General features: G+C 63.6%; 18 protein-coding genes, 1 tRNA gene and 4 pseudogenes. 10 read left to right on the top strand and 13 right to left on the bottom strand.

Going from position 1 to position 17,671, the window contains the following annotated elements:
* Nucleotides 1-65: 65 nt before the first annotated feature.
* The 9 genes and pseudogenes from ONR75_RS04790 to ONR75_RS04830 all read left to right on the top strand — a co-directional run bounded on the left by ONR75_RS04790 (nt 66) and on the right by ONR75_RS04830 (nt 6,039).
* Nucleotides 66-428, top strand: a complete 363-nt coding sequence (locus tag ONR75_RS04790) for a VanZ family protein (RefSeq protein WP_265081613.1) — start codon at nt 66-68, stop codon at nt 426-428.
* 140 nt (nt 429-568) lie between these two features.
* Nucleotides 569-1,858 (top strand): UDP-N-acetylglucosamine 1-carboxyvinyltransferase, encoded by a 1,290-nt coding sequence (gene murA / locus ONR75_RS04795; protein WP_265081614.1) that lies wholly within the window; start codon nt 569-571, stop codon nt 1,856-1,858.
* A 32-nt stretch (nt 1,859-1,890) separates the two neighbouring features.
* Nucleotides 1,891-2,333 (top strand): annotated as a pseudogene (locus ONR75_RS04800) (DUF2948 family protein).
* 263 nt (nt 2,334-2,596) lie between these two features.
* Nucleotides 2,597-3,893 (top strand): annotated as a pseudogene (gene hisD, locus ONR75_RS04805) (histidinol dehydrogenase).
* Nucleotides 3,890-4,384, top strand: a pseudogene (locus tag ONR75_RS04810) (UPF0262 family protein). The pseudogenes hisD and ONR75_RS04810 overlap by 4 nt, the downstream one beginning before the upstream one ends.
* A 70-nt stretch (nt 4,385-4,454) precedes the next feature.
* Nucleotides 4,455-4,910 (top strand): low molecular weight phosphatase family protein, encoded by a 456-nt coding sequence (locus tag ONR75_RS04815; protein WP_265081615.1) that lies wholly within the window; start codon nt 4,455-4,457, stop codon nt 4,908-4,910.
* Between the two features lie 92 nt (nt 4,911-5,002).
* Entirely contained in the window at nt 5,003-5,626 is a 624-nt protein-coding gene (locus ONR75_RS04820; protein WP_265081616.1) for a Maf-like protein, read from the top strand.
* A complete protein-coding gene (yacG, locus tag ONR75_RS04825; protein WP_265081617.1) occupies nt 5,616-5,801 on the top strand; it encodes a DNA gyrase inhibitor YacG in 186 nt (61 codons plus the stop codon). Before ONR75_RS04820 ends, yacG begins: the two co-directional genes overlap by 11 nt.
* 162 nt (nt 5,802-5,963) lie before the next feature.
* A tRNA-Phe gene (locus ONR75_RS04830) sits at nt 5,964-6,039 on the top strand.
* Nucleotides 6,040-6,335: 296 nt separating this feature from the next.
* On the opposite strand, the gene ONR75_RS04835 is transcribed toward ONR75_RS04830, so the two are convergent.
* The 6 genes from ONR75_RS04835 to ONR75_RS04860 form a co-directional block, all read right to left on the bottom strand.
* Complete coding sequence (locus ONR75_RS04835; RefSeq protein WP_265081618.1) at nt 6,336-6,860, bottom strand: cytochrome family protein; 525 nt, start codon at nt 6,858-6,860, stop codon at nt 6,336-6,338.
* Nucleotides 6,861-6,955: 95 nt separating this feature from the next.
* A complete protein-coding gene (locus ONR75_RS04840; protein ID WP_265081619.1) occupies nt 6,956-7,735 on the bottom strand; it encodes an alpha/beta fold hydrolase in 780 nt (259 codons plus the stop codon).
* A gap of 118 nt (nt 7,736-7,853) precedes the next feature.
* Nucleotides 7,854-8,369 carry a hypothetical protein gene (locus ONR75_RS04845; protein WP_265081620.1) on the bottom strand — a complete coding sequence of 172 codons (516 nt, stop codon included), beginning with the start codon at nt 8,367-8,369 and terminating at the stop codon, nt 7,854-7,856.
* Between the two features lie 123 nt (nt 8,370-8,492).
* The gene (locus ONR75_RS04850; protein WP_265081621.1) at nt 8,493-8,987 is read right to left on the bottom strand and encodes a DUF302 domain-containing protein; all 495 of its coding nucleotides are present in this window, start codon (nt 8,985-8,987) and stop codon (nt 8,493-8,495) included.
* Nucleotides 8,988-9,065: 78 nt separating this feature from the next.
* On the bottom strand, nt 9,066-9,923 hold the full coding sequence (locus ONR75_RS04855) for an alpha/beta fold hydrolase (RefSeq protein WP_265081622.1): 858 nt from the start codon (nt 9,921-9,923) through the stop codon (nt 9,066-9,068).
* A gap of 86 nt (nt 9,924-10,009) precedes the next feature.
* A complete protein-coding gene (locus ONR75_RS04860; protein ID WP_265081623.1) occupies nt 10,010-10,780 on the bottom strand; it encodes an alpha/beta hydrolase in 771 nt (256 codons plus the stop codon).
* A gap of 209 nt (nt 10,781-10,989) precedes the next feature.
* Between ONR75_RS04860 and ONR75_RS04865 the strand changes: the two genes are divergently transcribed.
* Complete coding sequence (locus tag ONR75_RS04865; protein ID WP_265081624.1) at nt 10,990-11,952, top strand: AraC family transcriptional regulator; 963 nt, start codon at nt 10,990-10,992, stop codon at nt 11,950-11,952.
* Nucleotides 11,953-12,028: 76 nt separating this feature from the next.
* Here ONR75_RS04865 and ONR75_RS04870 read toward each other — a convergent pair whose 3' ends face one another.
* The 7 genes and pseudogenes from ONR75_RS04870 to ONR75_RS04900 all read right to left on the bottom strand — a co-directional run bounded on the left by ONR75_RS04870 (nt 12,029) and on the right by ONR75_RS04900 (nt 17,665).
* A complete protein-coding gene (locus ONR75_RS04870) occupies nt 12,029-12,370 on the bottom strand; it encodes a DUF779 domain-containing protein (protein ID WP_265081625.1) in 342 nt (113 codons plus the stop codon).
* A gap of 159 nt (nt 12,371-12,529) precedes the next feature.
* Nucleotides 12,530-14,046 (bottom strand): annotated as a pseudogene (gene adh / locus ONR75_RS04875) (aldehyde dehydrogenase).
* Nucleotides 14,047-14,182: 136 nt separating this feature from the next.
* Entirely contained in the window at nt 14,183-15,145 is a 963-nt protein-coding gene (locus tag ONR75_RS04880; protein ID WP_265081626.1) for a GAF domain-containing protein, read from the bottom strand.
* A 152-nt stretch (nt 15,146-15,297) separates the two neighbouring features.
* On the bottom strand, nt 15,298-15,492 hold the full coding sequence (locus tag ONR75_RS04885; protein WP_265081627.1) for a UTRA domain-containing protein: 195 nt from the start codon (nt 15,490-15,492) through the stop codon (nt 15,298-15,300).
* A 63-nt stretch (nt 15,493-15,555) separates the two neighbouring features.
* Nucleotides 15,556-15,948: a response regulator gene (locus ONR75_RS04890; protein ID WP_265081628.1), complete on the bottom strand. Its 393-nt coding sequence runs from the start codon at nt 15,946-15,948 to the stop codon at nt 15,556-15,558.
* Nucleotides 15,949-16,178: 230 nt separating this feature from the next.
* The gene (locus tag ONR75_RS04895; RefSeq protein ID WP_265081629.1) at nt 16,179-16,628 is read right to left on the bottom strand and encodes a PaaI family thioesterase; all 450 of its coding nucleotides are present in this window, start codon (nt 16,626-16,628) and stop codon (nt 16,179-16,181) included.
* A 26-nt stretch (nt 16,629-16,654) separates the two neighbouring features.
* Nucleotides 16,655-17,665 (bottom strand): aldo/keto reductase, encoded by a 1,011-nt coding sequence (locus ONR75_RS04900; protein WP_265081630.1) that lies wholly within the window; start codon nt 17,663-17,665, stop codon nt 16,655-16,657.
* Nucleotides 17,666-17,671: the final 6 nt, after the last annotated feature.

Genomic DNA, 17,671 nt, shown 5'->3' on the forward strand with positions numbered 1-17,671 from the left:
TCGTGCGGATTAACCGTTCAGCGTGAGAAGCGGCCGCCGCGGCTCCGAATAGGGTATGACGCTGCATGTCGCGAAAAATCATCATGGCCATTGCCTGGGCCAGCCTGGCCTTCATCGTGTTCGCGACCCTGTCGCCGATCGGCCTCAGGCCGCATCTGGCCGGCGTCAGCATGGAGCGCTTCGGAGCGTTCGCTGTGGCCGGGCTGCTGTTCGGGCTGGCCTATCCGGGCCGGTTCTGGCTTGTGCTGGCCATCGTGCTGGGCGCCGCCGTGGGGCTCGAAACGCTGCAGTTCCTGACCCCCGACCGCCACGGCGAGCTCCGCGACGCCATGGTCAAAGCGGTCGGCGGCGCTTTCGGCGTCGGCCTTTCGCTTCTTTTGAACCGGCTGTCAGCCACTGTTGCCGCGCCCCAGGGCACCAACGCTTAAGACCTCCAGGGCCGGCTTCGGCCGGTCTGCATCATCAGTGTTTCGGCGGATGCCTTCGGAACAGGCAGGTATCCCCGGTCATTTGCTAAAGGGGCGTTGTCCGCCCTATACTTTGTGCACAGCAATCAGCGGGAATCGGTATGGATCGCATTCGCATCGTCGGCGGCAGCAAGCTCAATGGCACTATCCCGATCTCCGGCGCGAAAAACGCCGCTCTGCCGTTGATGATTGCGGGCCTGCTGTCCGAGGAAACGCTGATCCTCGACAATGTACCGCGGCTCGCCGACGTCGCACAGCTGCAGCGGATCCTCGGCAATCACGGCGTCGATATCATGTCGGCCGGCAAGCGCCCGGGCGACCATGAATATCAGGGCCAGACCCTGCACATTTCGGCGAAGAACATCATCGACACCACCGCACCCTATGAGCTGGTGTCGAAGATGCGGGCCAGCTTCTGGGTGATCGCGCCGCTGTTGGCGCGGATGCAAGAAGCCAAGGTGTCGCTGCCCGGCGGCTGCGCCATCGGCACCCGTCCCGTCGACCTGCTGATCATGGCGCTGGAGAAGCTCGGTGCCGAGCTGACCATCGACGGCGGCTATGTGATCGCCAAGGCGCCCGGCGGCCTTAAGGGTGCCGAGATCGATTTCCCCAAGGTCACCGTCTCCGGAACCCATGTGGCGCTGATGGCCGCGACACTGGCAAAGGGCACCACCATCATCAACAATGCCGCCTGCGAGCCCGAGATCGTCGATGTCGCCGATTGCCTGAACAAGATGGGCGCCCGGGTCACCGGCGCCGGCACGCCGCGCATCGTCATCGAAGGCGTCGCCAAGCTTCATGGCGCCCGCCACACCGTGCTGCCGGACCGCATCGAGACCGGCACCTACGCCATGGCGGTCGCGATGACCGGCGGCGACGTGCAACTGTCCGGCGCGCGGCCGGAGCTGCTGCAGTCGGCGCTCGACGTGCTGACCCAGGCCGGCGCCACCATTACGGTCAACAACGACGGTATCCGCGTGTCGCGCAACGGCGCCGGGCTCAGCCCCGTCAATGTGTCCACCGCACCGTTCCCGGGTTTTCCGACCGATTTGCAGGCCCAGCTGATGGCTCTGATGTCCTGCGCCAAGGGTTCTTCGCACATCACCGAGACGATTTTCGAGAACCGCTTCATGCATGTGCAGGAGCTGGCCCGGTTCGGCGCGCGGATTCATCTCGATGGCGAGACGGCCACCATCGACGGCATCGCCAAGCTGCGCGGCGCGCCGGTAATGGCCACCGACCTCCGCGCTTCGGTGTCGCTGGTGATCGCCGGGCTTGCGGCCGAAGGCGAGACGATGGTCAATCGCATCTATCATCTCGATCGCGGCTTTGAGCGGCTCGAGGAAAAACTGTCCGCCTGCGGCGCCACCATCGAGCGCATCAGCGGCTGAGGTTTGGCTCACCGAAATGGCAAGGGGCTGCCGTGACAGGTCAACGCAAGCTGATTGCTCTCGATCCCGATGATCTGGCGGTGATTTCCGCGCATGTTCAGGACGCCGCCGTCCGCGTTGCCGATATCATCTGGCGGCAAAGCGAGAAACGGCTGGTGGTCGGCATGAACCGCCTCGACTGGGACCAGGCGATCGGCGGCGAGGTTGCACCGCCGCGGCTGGTGGCCGCGCTGCGGTTCGACCGGGTGCTGGCCTGCAAATCGCGCAACATCGATCTGGAGGCGCCGGAGACGGCGCTGGAGCTGCTCGGTATCGAGTTTCATGCCAGCGAGCCCCCGGCGGTAGTGCCGTGCTGATGTTCGCAAACGGCGGCGCGCTGCGGCTGGACGTCGAATGTCTCGAATGCGAACTGGCCGATCTCGGCCCCGAAGACCTCGGCGCCAGCGAAGATGCGGCGACGGATTTGAACGCATAGCCAGTTCTTGTCCCGGACGCGGTGCGGCATTCTCAGGCGATGCACTTGCATCGCCGACATGCCGCTCCGCAGGGCCGGGACCACCGCGAGCACCGGCGTTTGGGACGGCCCCGGCTCTGCGGCGCACCACGCCGCCAAGGCGGCGCAGTGCACCGCGTCCGGGGCACGAGACCGGCGTGTGACTAACCGGGGTTGACGCCCCCGCACCGCCGCGCCATTGAGCAGGGGGCCTTGGCAGGCAAGGCCCCGCCGGAACTCCGCTCATGCCGATCAAGTTGCACACCGCCAGCGCCGATTTCAGTCAGCAATTCAAGGCCTTCCTCGCCATGAAGCGGGAGGTTTCGGCGGATATCGAGACCGCGACCAGGGCCATCGTCGATGACGTCGCGGCGCGCGGTGACGCGGCGTTGCTGGAGGCGACCCGCAAGTTCGACCGGCTCGACATCGACGCCTCGGGCCTCCGCATCACGGCCGCCGAAGTCGACGCCGCCGTGGCGGCCTGCGACGCCGAAACCCTGGCAGCGCTGACATTTGCCCGCGACCGCATCGAGCTGTTTCACCGGCGACAGTTGCCCAAGGACGACCGCTTTACCGATGCGCTGGGGGTCGAGCTGGGCTGGCGCTGGAGCGCCATCGAGGCGGTCGGTCTCTATGTGCCCGGCGGCACCGCGGCCTATCCGTCCTCCGTGTTGATGAACGCGGTGCCGGCGCGGGTCGCCGGCGTGGAGCGCGTGGTGATGGTGGTACCGTCGCCGGACGGCAAGCTCAACCCGCTGGTGCTGGCTGCGGCCAAGCTCGGCGGCGTTTCGGAAATCTACCGTGTCGGCGGCGCCCAGGCCGTGGCCGCACTGGCCTATGGCACCGAAACCATCGCGCCGGTCGCCAAGATCGTCGGCCCCGGCAATGCCTATGTGGCGGCCGCCAAGCGCCAGGTGTTCGGCAAGGTCGGCATCGACATGATCGCCGGCCCCTCGGAAGTGCTTGTGATCGCCGACCACACCGGCAATGCCGGCTGGATCGCCGCCGACTTGCTGGCGCAGGCCGAACACGACGTCAATGCGCAGTCGATTCTGGTGACGGACAGCCCGGCGCTGGCGGACGAGGTCGAGCAGGCCCTGCAGGGGCAGCTCGCCACCCTGCCGCGTGCCGATATCGCGCGGGCATCCTGGCAGGACTTCGGCGCCATCATCCTGGTGCAGAACCTCGACGAAGCCGTCACCTTGGCCAATGCCATCGCCGCCGAGCATCTCGAGATCATGACCGTGGACCCGGAGGCGATCTCCGCCCGGATCTCGCAATGCCGGCGCGATCTTTCTGGGGCCGCATACGCCGGAGGCGATCGGCGATTATGTCGGCGGCTCCAACCATGTGCTGCCCACGGCGCGCTCGGCGCGGTTCTCGTCCGGGCTCGGCGTGCTTGACTTCATGAAGCGAACGTCGATCCTGAAATGCGGGCCGGACGAGCTGCGGGCGCTGGGACCGGCTGCGATGACGCTGGGCAAGGCCGAAGGCCTCGATGCCCATGCACGCTCTGTTGGATTGCGCCTCAACCTCGGATGAACAAAACGCTACCAGTGGATGATACGGACAATCGCATCGTGGCGGTGACGCTCGATGAGGAGTCGATCGGGCGTTCCGGGCCCGATATCGAGCACGAACGCGCCATCGCCATCTACGATCTGGTGGAAAAAACCTGTTCGCGCCGGAAGGGGCGGCAGCCGGACCCTATACGCTGCACATCGGCATCACCGGCAATCGCCTGATGTTCGACATTCGCGGCGAGGACGGCACCCCGGTGGTGGCGCACCTGCTGTCGCTGACCCCGTTCCGGCGGATCGTGAAGGACTATTTCATGATCTGCGACAGCTACTACCAGGCGATCTCGCACCGCCACGCCGGACAAGATCGAGGCCATCGACATGGGGCGCCGCGGCATCCATGACGAAGGATCGCACACGCTGATGGAACGGCTGAAGGGCAAGGTGCGGATCGATTTCGAGACGGCGCGGCGGCTGTTCACGCTGATCTCCGTGCTGCACTGGAAGGGGTGAGCATGGCCCGGAAAAGTGGCAGCCGGTTTTCTGGCAAGGCCATGCTCCTTCGCAAGAAAGCCTAGCGCGGATGGCGGTGCGCGCTCCGCAGGCCGTGCTGTTCGCATGCGGCCAGAACAGCATTCGCTCGGTGATGGCGGCCAGCCTGCTGCAGCAGATGTTTCCCCAGGCCCTGTATGTGCGCTCCGCCGGCGTCAAGAAGGGCGAAGTCGATCCGTTCGCCGTGGCGGTCATGGCGGAACTCGGCCAGGACATCTCCAAGCACAAGCCGACCACCTTCGAGGAACTCGACGACTGGGAAGGCCTGAACTTCGATCTGATCATCACCCTGTCGCCGGAAGCGCATCACAAGGCGCTGGAACTGACCCGGACCAACGCCGTCGATGTGGAATACTGGCCGACCCAGGACCCGACCGGCGTCGAGGGCAACCGCGAGCAGCGCCTGGAGGCCTATCGCGAGGTCTGCGACAGCCTGCTGCTGCGGATCCGCAAGCGCTTTGCCAAAGGTGGCGCGGCGAGCGGGTAATCGCGGTTCCGCAGGCGCTTCCGCGGTTGTCGAAGTGATGCCCTTCCGATAGGTTCCGCGCGAATTTCAACCCCTCCAATCGATAGGCCCGCATGCTCGGCCGCCCCAAACTTGTTCTCGCCTCCGGTTCGCCGCGCCGCGTCAGCCTGCTCAACCAGGCCGGCATCGAGCCCGACGCCCTGCGCCCTGCCGATGTCGACGAGACGCCGACGCGGGGCGAGCTGCCACGCGCCTGCGCCAACCGCCTGGCGCGGGCCAAGGCCGACGCCGCCCTGAAATCCGTGCAGCTGGACGACGAACTGCGCGGCTCCTTCATCCTGGCCGCGGATACCGTGGTCGCGGTGGGCCGCCGCATCCTGCCCAAGGCGGAGCTGGTCGACGAGGCCTCCCAGTGCCTGCGGCTGCTGTCCGGCCGCAACCACCGGGTCTATACGGCGGTCTGCCTGGTGACCCCGAAGGAGAGCTTCCGCCAGCGCCTGATCGAGACCCGGGTGCGTTTCAAGCGGCTGTCCGAGGAAGATATCGAGACCTACATCGGCTCCGGCGAGTGGCGCGGCAAGGCCGGCGGCTACGCCGTGCAGGGCATTGCCGGCTCGTTCGTGGTCAAGATGGTCGGCTCCTACACCAATATTGTCGGTCTGCCGCTGTACGAGACCGTTTCACTGCTGGGCGGCGAAGGTTTCCCGATTCGCTTCGGGTGGCTCAATGCCGGCTAAGTCCCCCGAACCAGGGGTAAAACCCGCCAAGCCGTGCCCAATCTGCGGCAAGCCGTCGGTGGAGACCTCCAAGCCGTTCTGTTCGGAGCGCTGCCGCGACGTCGATCTCAACCGCTGGCTGTCGAATTCCTACGCGATTCCCGGCAAGCCCACGGATGACGAAGACGCCGACTGACATCCTGCCTGGCCCGGGACGGGCCGGGCAGGGCATCCGGAAACGGCGGAAACGCGTTTGAATCGAACAACTTCGGTTCTGTTCAACGAAATGTCTTGGACGGGTGGACATGGCTGCCCGGCCTGACTATAAACCGGCGCTCCCGGCCACGATCCGGGCGGCGCCCAGGTAGCTCAGTTGGTAGAGCATGCGACTGAAAATCGCAGTGTCGGTGGTTCGATCCCGCCCCTGGGCACCATTTCCCGGCCTTCAGCACAAACGGCGAATCCTGCGCTTGGTCTATGACCGCCTGCTCGGCGCCTCCTGACGGAGGCAGAACGAAACCGGTAGGCCGACCCGTTACGAACCGCGTCCCCCTAGAAGGCGTGTCGGGTGCGGTGGAGTCCGGCTCAGCCAAACTCGAGCGGCTGATGGAGATGTTTGAGGGAGCTGGGCGCAGTAGGCCGCAAGCTCCTCATTTTCTCGCAGTTCAGATCTATGCACGATCTGATGGCCTGGCGCTTAGCCAGGTGGTGGAGGCTCGTCAGATCACAGTCAGCGCTTCTGGGGCGAGAGGTCCAGATCGTCCACAGTTGAGGCTGGAAAGCCTTCCGGAACTTTGATCACCACCTCTTGATGGTTCAAAGCTGCATGGCACGAATTGCATCCTTCCGTAAGGCTGTCATAGGCTTTGGCAAATGAGGTCAGGTCTTTCGCCTTGATCGCCTTTTCCAGATCGGCAATCGGATCCGCTGTTACAGAAGCAATCATGTCTTGTAGTGGTACGTTGCCCTGCATCGGGTGGGCAACGCTCAGCCGGCGGAACGCGCCTTTCAGGTTACCGAGCTCATAGCTCGCGAACTCCCAGTTCTGACGCTTGGCAGCAAGCCATATTCTGATATGGCGCGGTTGAATTGTCGCGATCATAAGATCGCTCACGCTTGGCAGGTAGGCGGATGCATCGGCCGCTTTCGGCGGTTGCGGACTTTGAGCGCGTGCCGGTACGCCAAACATTAGTGCCGAGCAGATGAGGAGAGACACTCCTGTCGCGACGACGATTTGCCCCTTTGCTGATCTCATTTCCCCCTCCATTTTGATTCAACCGGGGCACGATCGCGGACGCGTCGGCGCGTCGCTTCTTCGCGCGCACCGATCCATCCAAACTGCGTTCTGCTTCACCGCTTTTGTCCTGCTGCCTCCAGAATCAGCCGCGTGATCTCCTCGGGATGCGAGATCAGCGAAAGGTGGCTCGCTTTGACCTCTATCGTCCTGGCGCCCATGCGCTTGGCCATGAAGCGCTCGAGGTCGGGGTTAATCGTGCGATCATTGGTGGAAACGGCGTAGTAGCTCGGCTTCGACCGCCACGCCGCATTCGTCGTCTTGCCCTCGAGAAGCGATTTATGAAACGGCTGCTGGACTGCATAGAGCAGCTTTGCCTTTGCCTTCGGCAGATCGCCCGCGAAATCGCGCAGGAAGGCTTCCTCGGTGAGGCGCCCTTCATCGCCGTCGAACACGATCCCGGCCGAAGCCGGCGGTGTCGGGTAGGTTTTCGCAAGCGCCGTATAGTCCTCGCCCGCATCCGGCGCGCGTGCCGCCACATAGACAAGTGCCGCGACGTTCGGATGAACGCCCGCTTCCGTGACGATCATGCCGGAAAAAGAATGGCCAACCAGAACTGTCGGGCCATCCTGCCGCGCCAGCACCCGTGCGGCAGACGCGACTGCCTCAGGCAGCGTCGTCAGCGGGTTTTGCACGGAAGTAACGTTGAGACCGGCTGCCTGCAGCCGCCCGATCACCTCCGACCAGCACGAGCCGTCCGCGAACAGTCCGTGCACGAGCACGACGTTGCGGGCCTTGACGGTGGGAAAGCTTGCAGCAATTCCCAACCGGGGAAACAGCGAAGCTGCTGCGCTCGTCACCAACGCCGCCGAAAACACCCGTCTGTTCATCGCCATGGTCTCTCTCCTGTTTGATAAGCTGACTTTCTCAGGCCTCTTTGAAAGTGTAGGTCAGTCGCGACCCGCAGGCGCGTCACGAAGCCGTCAGTGCCGTATGAGAACTGAGGCTTGGCGCTTAACCCTTCGCAGCGGGTGCCGGCGGTACCGGCAGAATAATTTCCGAAGCGACCTTCCAGTCCTTCCCGACGCGAAGCCAGTTGATGATCATCAGAAACGGCCGGGCCGTTCCATCCTGTCCCGCATAGGAGACTGTGATGTTCATCGGCACATAGGACTCCGCGACGTCGTCCGTCAGGCCGACGACCTTGAGCTTCGCATAATCCGGCGCGAGCACGACCGGACCGGAGCTGCCGATGTCGTGAAGCTTCTGATCAATCGCCTCATTGCCCCAGAAGCCGGCCCAGTTGCCCTCGGACGCAATCGCGCTCTTGGCCACCAGCAGGGCAGAGGGCGATTGCCAGAACATCTCGTGCAGCGCCTTGAAATCGTGCCTATTGGCCAATTCTATGAGCCTGGAGAATTGCGATTTGATCGTGTCGAAAGTCTTGGCATCCAGCGGCTCTGCGCTGGCCGCGGGCGCCAAGGTGGAAAGCGCCGCCGCGGTGAGGGCAGCAAGAAGCGTCTTGTACATGTCGGAATTCCCTTCCGGTTCTGGTGCCATTCGTCCGGCTCGTTTCGCGCCGTTGCCTTCGCGCGTGGCGCGATGGCCGCTTGAAGCGCTCGCTGCCACCGGTCGAAACGTCATCGGCACGTTTTAGCTTGCAGATTCGCGCAGCAAGCTTGTGATTTTCGCATCGAGATTGCGGGCGACAGCAAGTGCTTCTGCGCTGCCATATGACAGCAGATAGCTTTCCATCAGGTCATAAGAGAGATGCACGCCATCGGCCCGTTCATCGATGAGGATCGTGACTGGTGCGTAGGATCCAGCATCGGAGACGTGCTTGACCATTTCTTTCATGATGAGAGGATTGCCCACCACAAACCGCATGCTGTTAGGCGTCCGGGAGCCGGTTTCGCGACGCAGAACGGCACCCAGATCGAATTCCGCGAACAGCATAAGGCCCGTGCGGCCTAGCGCGCCTTGCACGACGCGCTCCAGATCCGGGAAGGACGTTGCCGCCCGCGTCGCCTTGAAAAATTCGACCATGTCAGGCTGACCGACCGCCGACTTGAGTGCGGCGACGACAGCGTCGAATGGTTTTGAACTGGTGAGGCTGAAACGTTCGACCTCGATCTTCTCTGTTGTCATTTTGTCCTCCGCAACAACTCTCATGGGTAAGGCGCATCCGATCGCATCGGAATGCGCCGAGGATCATGCAGCCGCCGGTCACGCTTCCAGAAAGGTCTGGACGTGGCTGACGAACGTCTCGTGGTGCTGAAACAGCGCGCCGTGTCCTGAATCGGGATAGAGCACCAACTGGGCGTTGCTGAGCTCCTCGAACATGGCGTAGGCGTTGCTTGCTGGCAGCATGGTGTCGTGGCTGCCGCTGACCACCAGCGTGGGCTGGCCGATGGCGTGCAGCATGGCGTGCCCGGGATCAGGCGTGGCGCACCAGGTGATCAGCGCCTTGGCCTGCGGATCGGTGACCGCGCTGCCGTTGTCGGTGTCGCGATCGTCCTTGCGCACCTTCGCCCGCTTCAGGAATGCCAGGCCGGACGACTGGCTGGCGGATGACCTCGTGAAGAACAGCGGCAGGCGGGGGTCCGGCGCATCGGTTTGGGAAAACGCCTCCCGCAGAACCGCCAACAGGTGCTCCTCTCCGCCTTTCGGCGCGGTGCCGACAAGGATGAGCTTGCGCACCAGCCGTCCGTGCTCGGCAGCGATCTGCTGGGCGACGCAGCCGCCCAGGGAAAAACCCAGCAGGTCGACTTCGGAGAGGCCGAGCAAGTGGATGAAGTCGACCGCGTCTCGGGCCATCGCCGCAACATTGTCCGGCGTTTGACCGGTCGAGCGGCCGACCCCGGCATTGTCGAAGGCGATCACCGGGCGATCGGCGGTGAGCGCGTTGACCACGGCGGGATCCCACGCGTCGATGTTGCCCGAGAAGTGCTGCAGCAGAACCAGCGGCGTTCCGGCTGATGGGCCGAGGCGGCGATAGGCGAAGCGGATTCCGCGGCCTTCCACGTAACGGGTGGGTGCCGTCTCAAGCGTGGTGTCCTGGCTCGCGATGTCGCGTGCAGTCATGTCATCCTCCGGATGCTGGGCATGAAATATTGCAGTGAGGGAATGGTGTGGGCGCTCCCGGCGCGAACGTGCCGGGAGCGCTCCTGTCACTTCACGAGCGCGGCCTTTTCGATCACCGCGGCGACCTCCTCCGCGTGAACGACGAGCGAAGCATGGCTGCCGGCAACATCCGTCGTCTGCGCCTTCATCTGGGTGGCGAAGAACTTCTGGGCCTCGGGCGCGATTACCTTGTCCCTGGTGCTGATCACGTAGAACGTCAGTTTGTCGCGCCAGGCGGCCGTATCGACCGGCGCCTCGAACGCCGTGTGGTTCAACGGAAGCTGATGGTTTGCCAGGGATTCGGCGATCTGCGGAGGCAGGTCAGCCGCGACCGCGGAAGGAAACACCTTGGGATCGATATAGAGATTGCCTTTGTCGTCAGGATGAATCGCCGCGGTGCCTTCCGTTGCCGGACCGCTCTTGGCGAGGGTCGCCAGAGATTGGCCGACGTCAGGCGCGAAAGCAGAGACGTAGACCAGCGCCGAGACCTTGGGATCGTTACCGGCCTGCGTGATGACCACGCCGCCCCAGGAGTGGCCGACGAGAACGGTCTTGCCGCTCTGCTTCGCCAGCGCTTGTTTGGTAGCATCGACGTCAGCGGCAAGGGAGGTGAGGGGATTCTCGACGAGCGTGACATTGTAGCCCTTCTTGGTGAGGATGTCGGCGACGGGCTTCCAGCTCGTCTGGTCGACAAAAGCGCCATGGACGAGGACAATGTTGTGAGCTGCCCCCTTGGGCAGTTCAGCCGACTGGGCGGTGGCGGCAAATGCCGCTCCGGCCATGAGGGCGGCGGCAGTCGATAAAAGAAGATTTCGCATAATAGCTCCTGCTGGATGACGGACGACGCGAGGTCGCGGTGGGCAGGCGCTTCAGCAAACCACGGTTCGTCCATCTGCCGCTTTGGGAGATGGGTGACCGCACGATGCGTCAGCGCACGTCGCAGGACCTAATAGGAAGATGTTTCGGACGGTAGAGCCCAATCGTCCAAGTATTGCGTCGGATCGTCCGCGGGATTAGCATCACCGCCATGGACATCCTCGCCGAAGTACTCGACCGCGTTCGCCTCGGTGGGACTCTGCTCTTCCACTTCGAGCTCGGCCATCCCTGGAATCTGGCGTTGCCACAACGCCCGTACGCCCTGTTCCATTATATCAGTCGTGGCTCCGCGACCCTCGCACTCGAACAGGGACAAGAAATCCGCATGAACGCAGGCGACTTTGTCGTCCTCTCACGCGGCGAGCCTCATAAGCTTTATTCGGATAGCCGGACGCCATCCTTTTCGGTCATCGACCTCGATCGGTCGTCGGCGCATCTTGGCGTCGTTCGTCACGGCGGCAGCGCGCCGCCGTATGCGACGATGATCTGTGGCAAGTTCACGATGGCGTGGCCCTCGCGCGGTAGCGTGCTGGAATTGCTTCCGCCCGTGCTTCTCCTGAAGCCGACGGAAGACGGCGAGTGGCTTGAGGCGATTCTGCGACGCATGGTGAGCGAGTCGGCGCGTCCGCGTCCTGGCCAGGGCGTCGCGCTTTCGCGACTGACAGAAGTGCTCTTCGTCGAGGTATTGCGAAGCTGGGTCAAGTCTCTCGGTCCCGGAGAAGGCGGGTGGCTCGGGGCGATGGCGGACCCGCACATCGGACCGGCGCTTCAGCTGATCCACGAACGGCCGCATCTGGCCTGGACCCTTGACGACCTCGGACAACGCGTGGGGCTCGGTCGCTCGGCGTTTTCGGCTCGCTTTACCAGGCTCGTCGGCCAGTCCATGTACCGCTATCTGATCGCGCGCCGTATGTCGGAGGCCGCGTTCCTGCTCGAAACAAGCGACGAGGGGATTGCACGGATTGCGACCTCTGTCGGCTACGAGACCACTGCGGCGTTTTCGAAGCTGTTCAATCGACATCACGGCCTGTCGCCTGGCCGCTACCGGGCAACCCGACGCTCCGACGTCGATCCAGGGCGAGCGGACACTCTGAAAGCAGAATTCGCCAATTGACGCCGACCAAGCTGAAGTTCGACGTCGAGACGGGTATTTGCTTTGAGCGGCGCGCCATTTGGCAAGCCGCAAAGGTTCATTTTTCGGCTGGGATACAAATGGTCGAGCGGGTGAGAAAACGCTGCTCGCGGCCGTTGTCGAGCGAGAACATGCCGCCGCGGCCCGGCACCACGTCGATGATCAGGTCGGTGTGCCTCCAAACCTCGTACTGCGGGCCGCCGATATAGAACGGCGCGCCGCCAATCTCGCCGAGCTTGACGTCGTTATCGCCAATGATGAAATCGCCTGTCGGGTAGCACATCGGTGACGAGCCATCGCAACAGCCGCCGGACTGGTGAAACAGCACCGGGCCGTGGTCTGCGACGATTTCGGCGAGAAGCTTGAGCGCCTCCGGCGTCGCGGTCACCTTGTTGATCATCGCTTCGATTTCCAATTTTCCGCCAATATGAACGGAGGCGGCGCCCGTCACGCGCCGTCAGCATGTTGGAGCGCAACTTTCGTTGCGCTCCAACTGTTCGAGGTGGATCGATCGCGGGCGGCGCTTTTTGCAGAAGCAACGCGCCGGTTCGGCGCGCGTCTAGAAGAAGCCGAGCTTCTTCGGACTGTAGCTCACCAACACGTTCTTGGTCTGCTGATAGTGGTCGAGCATCATCTTGTGGTTTTCGCGACCGATTCCGGACTGCTTGTATCCGCCGAAGGCCGCGTGCGCCGGATAGGCGTGGTAGCAATTAGTCCACACCCGTCCGGCCTGAATAGCCCGGCCGAAGCGGTAGCAGCGATTGGCGTCCCTGCTCCAGACCCCGGCGCCAAGCCCGTAGAGCGTGTCGTTGGCAATCGCCAGTGCGTCGTCATCGTCCTTGAACGTTGTCACTGAAACCACCGGGCCGAAGATCTCCTCCTGGAAGACGCGCATCCGGTTGTGGCCCTCGAACACGGTCGGCTTGACGTAGTAGCCGCCCGCAAGCTCGCCTGGCAGCACGTTACGCTCGCCGCCAATCAGGACCTTGGCGCCTTCCTGCTTGCCGATGTCGATATAGGACAGGATCTTTTCCAGCTGCTCGGACGACGCCTGCGCGCCGATCATGGTGGTCGGATCGAGGGGCTGCCCTGCGAAATCGCCGCGACCCGCTTCAGTGCCCGCTCCATGAAACGGTCATAGAGCGATTCGTGGATCAGCGCCCGGCTCGGGCAGGTGCAAACCTCACCCTGGTTGAGCGCGAACATAACGAAGCCCTCGATGGCCTTGTCGAAGAAATCATCGTCCTTGGCCCCAACGTCCTTGAAGAAGATGTTGGGTGACTTGCCGCCCAGTTCGAGCGTCACCGGAATGAGGTTCTGCGATGCATACTGCATGATCAGCCGGCCGGTCGTGGTCTCGCCGGTGAAGGCGATCTTTGCGATCCGTTTGCTTGAGGCGAGCGGCTTGCCGGCCTCGAGACCGAAACCGTTGACGATGTTGAGCACGCCCTTCGGCAGCAGGTCGCCAATCAGGTCGATCCAGACCATGATCGACGCGGGCGTCTGCTCGGCGGGCTTGAGCACAATGCAGTTGCCGGCCGCCAGAGCCGGCGCGAGCTTCCAGCACGCCATCAGGATCGGAAAGTTCCATGGAATGATCTGGCCGACGACGCCGAGCGGCTCATGAAAATGGTAGGCGACGGTATCGTGGTCGATCTCGCTCAGGGAGCCTTCCTGTCCGCGGATGACCCCGGCGAAATAGCGGAAGTGATCGATCGCCAACGGCATGTCAGCGGCGGTGGTTTCGCGGATCGGCTTGCCGTTGTCCCAGGTCTCGGCCAGCGCAAGCTTGCCCAGGTTCTCTTCCATGCGATCGGCGATGCGGCTCAGGATCAACGAGCGCTCGGCCACGCTGGTGCGGCCCCAGGCCTCCTTGGCGGCATGGGCGGCGTCAAGCGCCGCTTCGACATCCGCGGCGTCGGAGCGGGCGATCTGACAAACCGCCTGTCCCGTGATGGGCGAGATGTTGTCGAAGTACTGTCCGCTGTTTGGCGCGCGCCATTCGCCGCCGATGTAGTTGTCATAGCGCTTGGCGAAGGGCGCCTGTAACGCAATATTCAAGTCCACCTTGTTCATCGTGACCTCCTGAAAACACGCCCTCAACGGGGCGTTGGACTCAAGGTCGCATCGATGCGGCCCGCAGGCCAAGGAGGGCCGATCCGTTCGGTGGGCGAGGGTGTCGCAAATCTGCGACAGTGCGCGACGATATCTGTCAGCGGTGCAAGGCGAGCTGTCTCATCTTGCGGTGCAGCGTGGCGCGCGACATGTCGAGGTCTTTTGCTGCCTTGGATACGTTGCCATCGGCCCGGGCCAAAGCGCGTTGCAAAACCGCGCGTTCGGCGGTCTCGAGATCGTCGTGTCTCTCGTTGACCTGTCCGATCAGATCCGCAGCTGGTATCGGCCTCGCCAAAGTGGCCGCGTTGATGCCGAGCGCCATGCGCGCGGCGCGCGTCGCGCCAATAACGAGGTCGTCGTGATCCACCGCCAGCAACGATCTGCCGGCGCGCTCGCTGCCCGGTGCCAATACGATGCGCGCATCCGGAAAGGCGAGGCGGAAGTTCTCCGCCTCGATGTGGCGCGCGGCGTCCGCCGCGGCGACCGCGATCAGTTGGACGAAGCCCTCTGTGGAATCGGCACGGCACGATGAGACATCGAGGGCGGCAGCGATCTCGCCGTGCTCGTCGAAGATTGGAACGGTGGTGCAGCTGAGCAGCGAATTACGCGAGAAGAAGTGCTGGTCGCGGTGAATCGTCAGCGCCCGTTCTTCGGCCAGACAAGTGCCGATCCCGTTCGTCCCCTCGTACTGTTCGCTCCAGATCGCGCCCGTCCATAGCCCCCATGACTCGAAGGTTCGATCATCGCCCTGCGCGCCGCGGCGATCGACGACGATGCCATCGCGGTCCGAGAGCAGGACGCAACAGCCGACGCTGCCCACCGCCGCAAGCAGCCTGTCGAGGGTGGCCTGCGCGGCGCGCAACAGCGGCCCGAGCTTGTGCTGGGCCTGGTGAACTTCGGATTCTGTCAAACGAAGCGACGGCGCATTGCTGGCGGGATCCAGCGCGTGCAGGCGTCCGGACCGCCGCCAAGAGGCAGCGAGCGCAGAACTGGCCGCTTCGGCGCCGGCGATGACTCGCTCGACCCGACGGATATGCGCCCCACTGGATGGCCGTTGCATCGCGGATCTCCTGGCTGTCTCCTGGCTAGTTTTGTCCGTCCTGCGCGACGAGGAGCGAAGCGCTCGTTGTCGACGAGACGATGGCCTATTCAGGCCAGGCGGCTTCCTCTCGGTGCCCTTGCATTTTGCTGCAGTATATATCGCGTTCGGCGTTAGCCAACCGAGAAGTGCAGCCGCCCGATGTCGGTACGGTAATAGGCGGTGTAGTACTCCGCCGGCTCTTCGTGCGTTGCGAAACCGATTGATTCAATTGCGATAAGCGGCGTGTTTTCCAGCACATCCAGAAGCCGGGCTTCTTCGGGGCCGGCCGTCACTGCCGCCAGCCAGCGGCGCGAAACATGCTCCAAATAGAAAGACCGGGAGCGATCCCGGCCTTTTCTGTCATTCGGCCCACGATACTTGAACGCGGATCAGGCGGACGGAGCGGCAGTGCCCGCGAGTTCGCACAGCGTGCTGATAATCTGGCTCGATCGATACGGCTTGGCGATGAACCGCCCGCCATCGGGCAGGTCACCGTCACGGACATGGAAATGCCCGGACGTGGCGATGATCCCGATCGGCGGCCATCGATGAGCGACTGCATGGGCGAGCTTGAGGCCGTTCATGGAGCTGGGCATGTCGATATCGGTGAATATGATTCGGATATCGGTGCGGCTTTCCAGCAAGCGGATGGCAACGTCCGCGCCATCGGCCTCCAGAACCTGGAAGCCGGCCTCCTCGATCATCTCCGCGGCATGCATGCGCAACAGCGCATCGTCCTCGACCACAAGAACAAGCGTGGCTGACGAGGATGTGTCTGCCATGGACTCTGGATTTTGATGAGCGGTACCATGGTCCAAGGAATGAAGTTGGGGGCGCGAACTAAAAGAAGTCATGGATCAAAAATCCGGCGTCACAAAAGCCGCCGCGGCGCATGGCCGGAATGTACGGTGAGGTGACACTGACCAAGCAACTGGCGCAGCAATGGTTCCGCCCCTGCGCCGGACGAAGCCTGCACAATTACGTCTGCTCAATGATTGGTACCGGACATTTGCTACGAGACGTGTGCATGCGCCGGGTGGATCCGGTCGCGCATCACCTTGAACACACCATGAGACGTTGCGACCAGGCGTTCGTCGACCGATACCTGCGTGGTCATGAAGATGAGGCTCTTTGTCGTGCGAACGGCATGCGGCCTGGAGATCATGAGGTCGCCGATCCGCGCAGCGTCGATGAAGTGCGTGTCCATCTGGATGGTGGCGAGGCTTTCCGCGCCCGAGACGAAGCGCGCGGTCATACCGCAGGTGCGATCGGCCAGCGTCATCAGCACGCCGCCCTGGACCACGCCGCGGCGGTTGCGATGCTTGTCCTGGCCGAGAATGGCATATTCGGGCGCCGCGCCGACCATCCGGTGCCACAGCGGTCCGACGAGGTTGATGAATCCGTCATCGTCCATGATGGTCCAGCCATCGGCGCAAAGCCTGGCGTTCGCCGCTTCCGTCATTCATCGTCCTTCCGGCGCATGCCGCGTTATGCCGTGCGCGGACGGCGTCCTTCGATGGGATAGGCGGGATCGTTGTAGCCGGGTGTGGACGGATGGCCGCTGGCCACGAGGCTATCGATCAGCGCTTCGTCGTCCTTGGTAAAACGATAGTCCAGCGCCTTCAGGTAGTCGTCCCACTGCGCTACGGTGCGCGGGCCCGCAAGCACCGAGGTGACGAACGCGCTGTTGAGCACCCAGGACACCGCAAATTGTCCGGCGGTGATGCCGCGTGCTTCGGCATAGGCGCGAATCTGCCGTGCCAGCCGCAGCGACTCCGGCCGCCATTCGGTTTGCATCATCCTCGTGTCGTTGCGACCGGCGCGGGTGTCGGCGGCGGGTGGCGCATCGGGCGCGTATTTTCCGGTCAGCACGCCCCTCGCCAGCGGGCTGTAGGGCACTACGCCCATGCCGTAATGTCCGCAAGCCGGAAAATGCTCCACTTCGGGCATCCGGTTCATGGCGTTGTAATAGGGCTGGCTGACGATCGGCCGGTCCATGCCGAGCCGGTCGCAGATGTTGCAGATTTCCGCGACACGCCAGCCGCGATAGTTGGACAGGCCGAAATAGCGCACCTTGCCCTGGCGGATCAGGTCGCCGATGGCGCGCACGGTCTCGTCCAGCGGCGTCGCGTGATCCTCCTTGTGCAGGTAGTAGATGTCGATCACGTCGGTGCCGAGCCGCTTCAGGCTCTCCTCGGCCGCCTGCAGCACCCAGCGCCGCGACAGGCCGCCACGATTGGGATCGGTGCCCATGGCATTGGCGAGCTTGGTGGCGAGAATCCAGTGCTGCCGCTGCGCGGCGATGGCGCGTCCCACCACCTGTTCCGATCCGCCGCTGGAATAGACGTCGGCGGTATCGATGAAATTGACCCCGGCGTCGCGCGCGCTGTCGATGATGCGGGCGGATGTCGGCTCGTCGGTGGCGCCGCCGAACATCATGGTGCCCAGGCAGATCGGTGAGACCTTCAGGCCGCTGCGGCCGAGTTGGCGATAGTTCATGGTGTT

It is taken from the genome of Rhodopseudomonas sp. P2A-2r (genome assembly GCF_026015985.1).
GTDB lineage: Bacteria > Pseudomonadota > Alphaproteobacteria > Rhizobiales > Xanthobacteraceae > Tardiphaga.